Below are 5,500 nucleotides of genomic sequence, written 5' to 3' on the forward strand. Positions count from 1 at the left end.
TTCATCTTTTTGCTCCTATATTTTTTTCTCTAATATAGTTGCTTTTATTCGTGTCTACAAATTGTGGGGAAGTTTAATTATTATTATTATCAATATGTCAAAGAACTTTTTTGTCATATGAGGCATCACTATGCCTCTTTCTATAAAATCTTGATTATCTGATCCTTGTTGACTTTAACCGGAATAACTTGTTATAAGCGTTTTAGGATATCTCTTAACCAACGTTTGATGGTATGGTGTCGTATTGGAGTATGAAGCGGTTTCCTTTCAGTTTACGCCAACTTTTTTACAAGCCATAAACCTCGGAAAATTCTGAAACCCACATGTACTAAACCATTTGTTGTGCGTTTATATTATATTTCTTTCCAAACTAGATAAATTGTATAAATTAAATAAAAGCCCAACAACAATGCAGATTCCCATCTGTCCAGCTTTTTTCTTTTCCCAGTAAACATAGCAATAAATAAAAATAGAGTTCCTCCTAGTAAAATTGCAAGGTCTATATTAAAGTTTTGGTTGAAAGAAATTGGCTTAATAAAAGAACTTACAGATAATATTAGAAGAATATTAAAAATATTAGAACCAATGACATTCCCAATTGCTATATCACTATTTTTTTTAGTGGCTGCTACTATCGATGTTACTAATTCAGGCAAAGAAGTTCCTGCAGCAATTATTGTCAAACCAATAATTTTTTCACTTACTCCCAAATTTGTTGCTATCTGGATACCATTATCAACGACCAATTGGCCTCCAACGATTAGACCCGCAAGGCCTAAGAATATTAATCCCCATATTTTATAATTTGATTTCTGCTGATAAGAAGTTATTATATTGTCTTCTGTTTTCATTTGCTTAAACACATAATATAAAAATGCAGCAAAACCTAAAAGTAAAATCCCCCCATCAAATCTTGAAATTTCAGAAGTATTACTTAAAAAATAATTATTGGCCAGTACTACAAGCAATAAACCTGATATTAATGATATCGGAATCTCACGCCAAACAGTTGAAGATTGAACTGTAATAGGGTAAACTAGGCCAGCTATTCCAAGTATTATAAACAAGTTAAAATTGTTACTACCAATAATGTTTCCAAAAACAATATCTGGATATCCATTAAAAGAGGCAATAAAATTAACTACTAATTCAGGAGTAGAAGTACCAAAAGCAACTATTGTTAATCCTATTGCTAAATCTGATACTTTGTGTTTTTTTGCCAACGAAGATGCACCATCTACTAACCAATTTGCTCCAAATATTAAAGACACAAATCCCGCAATTATTAAAATCATAGAAGTAATCATAATACTATTTTCTCTTTTTTTAATGCACTAGAACATCTTAATAAACGTAATGTGTATAATTAGTGATACTTTGGTTATCACACATTGCATATATCAGGTCTATTTGTATAAAAAGAATTCCTTCATTTTTATTTCATCAAACTACAAATTATTTATCATAATCTAAAATATTTGCATAGCTTATAACTGCCTCGCGGTTAAGCCGCCGCCAATAACATTTAATTTTACAAATAACGAATTTTTAATTTTACAAAACAATGTTTAACTTATTTCACAAACATTGTTTTTAACTTTGCTGAATTGCACAAACTTAAACAAAAAACTTTAGTTGAACATCAAACCAACTTTTTACAAATTTCCGCCAAGTAAAAACGGCGGTCGTGTTGATTTGTTGGTTAGCTAGCGATCTTCAAATACTCATTTTCATCAATATCACTAGTTTTACCAAATGATTTTAAATCCAAATTTATATACGAAATAATATCTGGAATCGATTTCTTAAGATCGTTTACTTGTTTTATAATAATATCAAAATAAGTTTTTGTTGATTCCGGAAAGTTGACCTTATCTTTAAATTTTTCACTGAGTTTAATTAATCTTTCGAATTTTATATCACAATTAACCAATTCACATTTGTTCATATATGCAGACAAAAGAAGTAATATCTTTGTATTAAATAATTCTGTGTTGATAATTTTATTTCGAACCTCTTGTAAAAAATTCAATGTAATTGTTCTTGAGGGTGAATCTGTTATTATTTCATTGGCTATAAGACTATTATGTTTAATAACCTCTAGTTCTTGGATTAAAAAATCGTGATTTTTGGCTTGATAAATTAGTTCAATTTTAATTGCGTATAAAAGTCCACAATATATTTCAGTCTCTTTTGCTAACCTTGATTTTTTTGTGGAACGAGAAGTTAAGTAAACCGATAGAATTGCAATAATACCAGCTAAAAATGCTCCCAGAAAAGTGCCTTCATTTCTCTCAATCCAACTAGATTGCGGATAACTTATTATTTTTACAACACTCGTATCATTCTTAGAAATAAATAAGGTATCAGCCACTTGAGTGCTATCTTGCTGACCATAAATATTCCCAATTAAAAGAGAAACCATTGCGAATAAAAAATATTTTATCATAATTTACTCAAGCTAGCTAACGGCGTTGCAAATAACCCGCCGCCTATAACTACAATATTTTTTTAATTATTAAAATTTTTAGAACTGCAGCCTTGTTTAACTTTCGTAAAAACAAGGCGGTGTAACTTTACAACATAAACTAATTTAAAAAGCCACTTACTTTTACAACTTCACTTCAGAAAATCAATTTGACCGCATCTTCTCGCAGTCGGGTTGATTTGCTTGTTAGCTGGCATTATCTTCACGTCTTTTTATTATATCTTGTAATTCAGATATTTCTATAGTTTTGCTTCCTTTAATTGCATTTGCTAATAAGTAAGTTGATACTTCATCATACTCGTCTATTACATTAAATATTTCTGAAAAGGAATTTTTAATATCACTACTAAATTCTTTGTTTGCTATGTTTAATTCACTTGTTAGTAACTTAAAGAGATTAAATAATTCTTCTTTATATTTGTTTAAAGAAGATAAGTCAGATTTTATTACTGGCACTTCTATATCCTGATGTGCTAAATATTTACTTCTTATAGTCTCAAACTCTGATTTGTTATAAAAGTCAAATAAAAGATTAATTTTTTCTTGAATTTTTTCAAAATCTATATCACATTTTAGATCTTTTGAAATGTTTAATATTTTTTGGAATGAGTGCTTTTGTTTTTCATTAGTAATTTTGTAAAAATCTATAATGACAACTCCAAATAATGTTACCCAAACGTGAAATAGACCACGATTATTGAATAAATTAAATCTCTCTTTGTGTAGGTTATAAGTCATATATTCCAACAACTCAATATTATGATGAATTGAATGTAAAATGCTTTCTAAAACATTTATTCTTTCTTCAATAATTTTGTTTAATTTCATCATATTTTGAAATGCCAGCTAACGGCGTTGTGCCTAAGCCGAAGCCCAACACAACAATGCTAAATTAATTGAACAAATTTTTGATTAGAACAAATTTTCATTTACAAACTACGCTAAACAACATAGCCGAAGCGGAACATAAAACATTTTAACTGCACAAATGCCAATTGCGAAAACGCTTTCGGCTTGAGGCACTTGTTAGGCAACTTTTAATAAAACTGATGTTTTTGATTTTCTTGACCACCGCCCGATAAAAGAGCACCCATAATGCTCGATACAATAATGCCGAGTATAATTGATAAAACTATATTCCAATCTTGAATGTTATGTAAGTAATTGTATGTTAAATAACCACAACCAAGAACAACTACCCAGCCTACAAGCGGAAGCATTGTTAATAACATAATAATGACACCTAAAAATAAATAACCGGTTGTTTCCCAAAAGCTAGGTGAGTTTGCAAAATTGAGCATTATTAAAGTAGCTATTATTGCACCGCGAAAGAACATTTATACCTCATCAATTTTTTAATAATTGAATTTTTCGTTCAAACAGTATAGTTAAGACCAATAATATTGCCAAAAATATATCGACTATTTGCCAAGCGTTTTTATCAAAAGATATTTTGAGAATTGGATTTAGTAAAATAGCCGAAACAATAAATATTTGAGGAGTGAATTTAATTTTGATTTTGTAATCTATGTAAGCTAAATAAGTAAAGCCAATTGTCCCAAATATCCTTACGATCTGATAATACCAATAGGGCATTTTAAATAAGCAGAGCAACAAAGCGAATATTAAAATTGTTTTAATGATTACCTTATTCATATTTACCCAATTATAACTCCGTGTTTTAGCATAACTTCTTGAAGTTTAAGCGGAAGCATTGGTCCAGAAGTTAATAAATAGTTGAACGCTTCATCACCTAAACAATTTGTAAAAACAATCCTTGAAAACTTCATTGTCATTGAGCCATCGTAATTACCACCAAATAATGATTGAAGTACTGGTGTAAATTCATTGTACTCATTAAATCTGTGTACTCTCACTTGGCTTAGTTTGGGACCATAATCCATTGGAAGATTTCTTTGCATAATCCATTTCACGTCGTGATTTAGATAATAATTATCCATTATTGAAGGATCAACTTCATTGATAATTGCGCTATTCATTGTAACCCATTGTGAGAAAAGATATAATTCTACTTCTCTTTCTTTTTTAATTTTTATTAATGATAAAAGTTCATTCGAAGTCAGTGTAGTACATTCTATAAGTTTATCAACTGCGGAATTATTTCCAACATTACGATTATTTTTATCACCAGAATCTTTGCTTTTGAAAAAATCAAATATGCTCATTATGACTCCTTTTATTTAGTTGCCTAACGGACTTAGCTAATTTGCCGTGAAAGTAAAATAAGAATATTTATAATGGAGAAAAACATTGAAAAGTAAAATAAGCGAAAAAGCAGACCGTGATAACGGTCAAATTGAGCGGGTGGTTATAAAGAAAATTTTTGGGAGGGCAATGCAAAAAATAATTATATGGCTGTTTGAAAAATACTGTTTTGATTATTGGGTAGAACAGCAAATAGAAGAAGAGAAAAAGAAAACGATGGAGCAAAATAATTTACAGAATGATGAAGAGTTAGACGAATATTATAGTGACTTGCATAATGCACCACTAGGTGAAGCTTATTACGCTGGGAAAGAAGATGGATATAATAAAGCAATGCAAGAAAATTTTTCTTTATAACCTAATAATATACTGAATGGTTCTGCATAGCATTCCAGATATTATTCATAGGTTAATTGTCCCATTTTAATTAATTAAAAATCCCCAGAAGAAAATATCTAATTTTACTCTATATTCAAAATAAAAAAGAGTATAACTTAATACTTTCTAATAATTCATAAAGTACAAAAACTCATTTTATCTTATAATAGCACAATATTAAGAAACTTTTTAATTGTAATAGCCTGTTGTCAATGTCAAAAGCCCAAAACTTCATGTTCTCTCTCAATTGCCACTGTCAGCAGAGAGAAACACCTTTGGTTTGTGCTATTGACAATGTCAAAAGCCTAAAACATCATGTTTTCTATCAATTGCCTGATCAACGACAACTATTATTTCCGGTCAACGACAATTATTTTTCCCGATTTAATTTTGTTGTATAATTAGGAT

7 protein-coding genes are annotated in these 5,500 nt (G+C 29.4%); 1 reads left to right on the forward strand and 6 read right to left on the reverse strand.

What is annotated here, in order from left to right; genetic code table 11:
- Positions 1 to 353 precede the first annotated feature (353 nt).
- From JEY78_RS15665 to JEY78_RS15685, 6 genes are all read right to left on the reverse strand, one after another.
- Positions 354 to 1,307 (reverse strand): calcium/sodium antiporter, encoded by a 954-nt coding sequence (locus JEY78_RS15665; RefSeq protein WP_291853657.1) that lies wholly within the window; start codon positions 1,305 to 1,307, stop codon positions 354 to 356.
- Between the two features lie 395 nt (positions 1,308 to 1,702).
- A complete protein-coding gene (locus JEY78_RS15670) occupies positions 1,703 to 2,449 on the reverse strand; it encodes a hypothetical protein (protein ID WP_291853660.1) in 747 nt (248 codons plus the stop codon).
- A gap of 225 nt (positions 2,450 to 2,674) precedes the next feature.
- Positions 2,675 to 3,319: a hypothetical protein gene (locus JEY78_RS15675; protein WP_291853663.1), complete on the reverse strand. Its 645-nt coding sequence runs from the start codon at positions 3,317 to 3,319 to the stop codon at positions 2,675 to 2,677.
- Between the two features lie 206 nt (positions 3,320 to 3,525).
- Positions 3,526 to 3,789, reverse strand: coding sequence for a hypothetical protein (locus JEY78_RS15680; protein ID WP_291853667.1), 264 nt, complete (start codon positions 3,787 to 3,789; stop codon positions 3,526 to 3,528).
- Between the two features lie 46 nt (positions 3,790 to 3,835).
- Entirely contained in the window at positions 3,836 to 4,144 is a 309-nt protein-coding gene (locus JEY78_RS15795; RefSeq protein WP_367158792.1) for a DUF6804 family protein, read from the reverse strand.
- A gap of 2 nt (positions 4,145 to 4,146) precedes the next feature.
- Entirely contained in the window at positions 4,147 to 4,674 is a 528-nt protein-coding gene (locus JEY78_RS15685) for a hypothetical protein (RefSeq protein WP_291853670.1), read from the reverse strand.
- Positions 4,675 to 4,759: 85 nt separating this feature from the next.
- Between JEY78_RS15685 and JEY78_RS15690 the strand changes: the two genes are divergently transcribed.
- Complete coding sequence (locus JEY78_RS15690; RefSeq protein WP_291853673.1) at positions 4,760 to 5,071, forward strand: hypothetical protein; 312 nt, start codon at positions 4,760 to 4,762, stop codon at positions 5,069 to 5,071.
- Positions 5,072 to 5,500: the final 429 nt, after the last annotated feature.

The sequence above is a fragment of the Lutibacter sp. genome (assembly GCF_016342705.1).
Lineage (GTDB): Bacteria > Bacteroidota > Bacteroidia > Flavobacteriales > Flavobacteriaceae > Lutibacter.

What these genes read in the sequence shown, in the direction of transcription:
- JEY78_RS15685 (WP_291853670.1), bottom strand. Translation starts at nt 4,674, where the DNA reads ATGAGCATATTTGATTTTTTCAAAAGCAAAGATTCTGGTGATAAAAAT.
- JEY78_RS15665 (WP_291853657.1), bottom strand. Translation starts at nt 1,307, where the DNA reads ATGATTACTTCTATGATTTTAATAATTGCGGGATTTGTGTCTTTAATA.
- JEY78_RS15670 (WP_291853660.1), bottom strand. Translation starts at nt 2,449, where the DNA reads ATGATAAAATATTTTTTATTCGCAATGGTTTCTCTTTTAATTGGGAAT.
- JEY78_RS15795 (WP_367158792.1), bottom strand. Translation starts at nt 4,144, where the DNA reads ATGAATAAGGTAATCATTAAAACAATTTTAATATTCGCTTTGTTGCTC.
- JEY78_RS15680 (WP_291853667.1), bottom strand. Translation starts at nt 3,789, where the DNA reads ATGCTCAATTTTGCAAACTCACCTAGCTTTTGGGAAACAACCGGTTAT.
- JEY78_RS15675 (WP_291853663.1), bottom strand. Translation starts at nt 3,319, where the DNA reads ATGATGAAATTAAACAAAATTATTGAAGAAAGAATAAATGTTTTAGAA.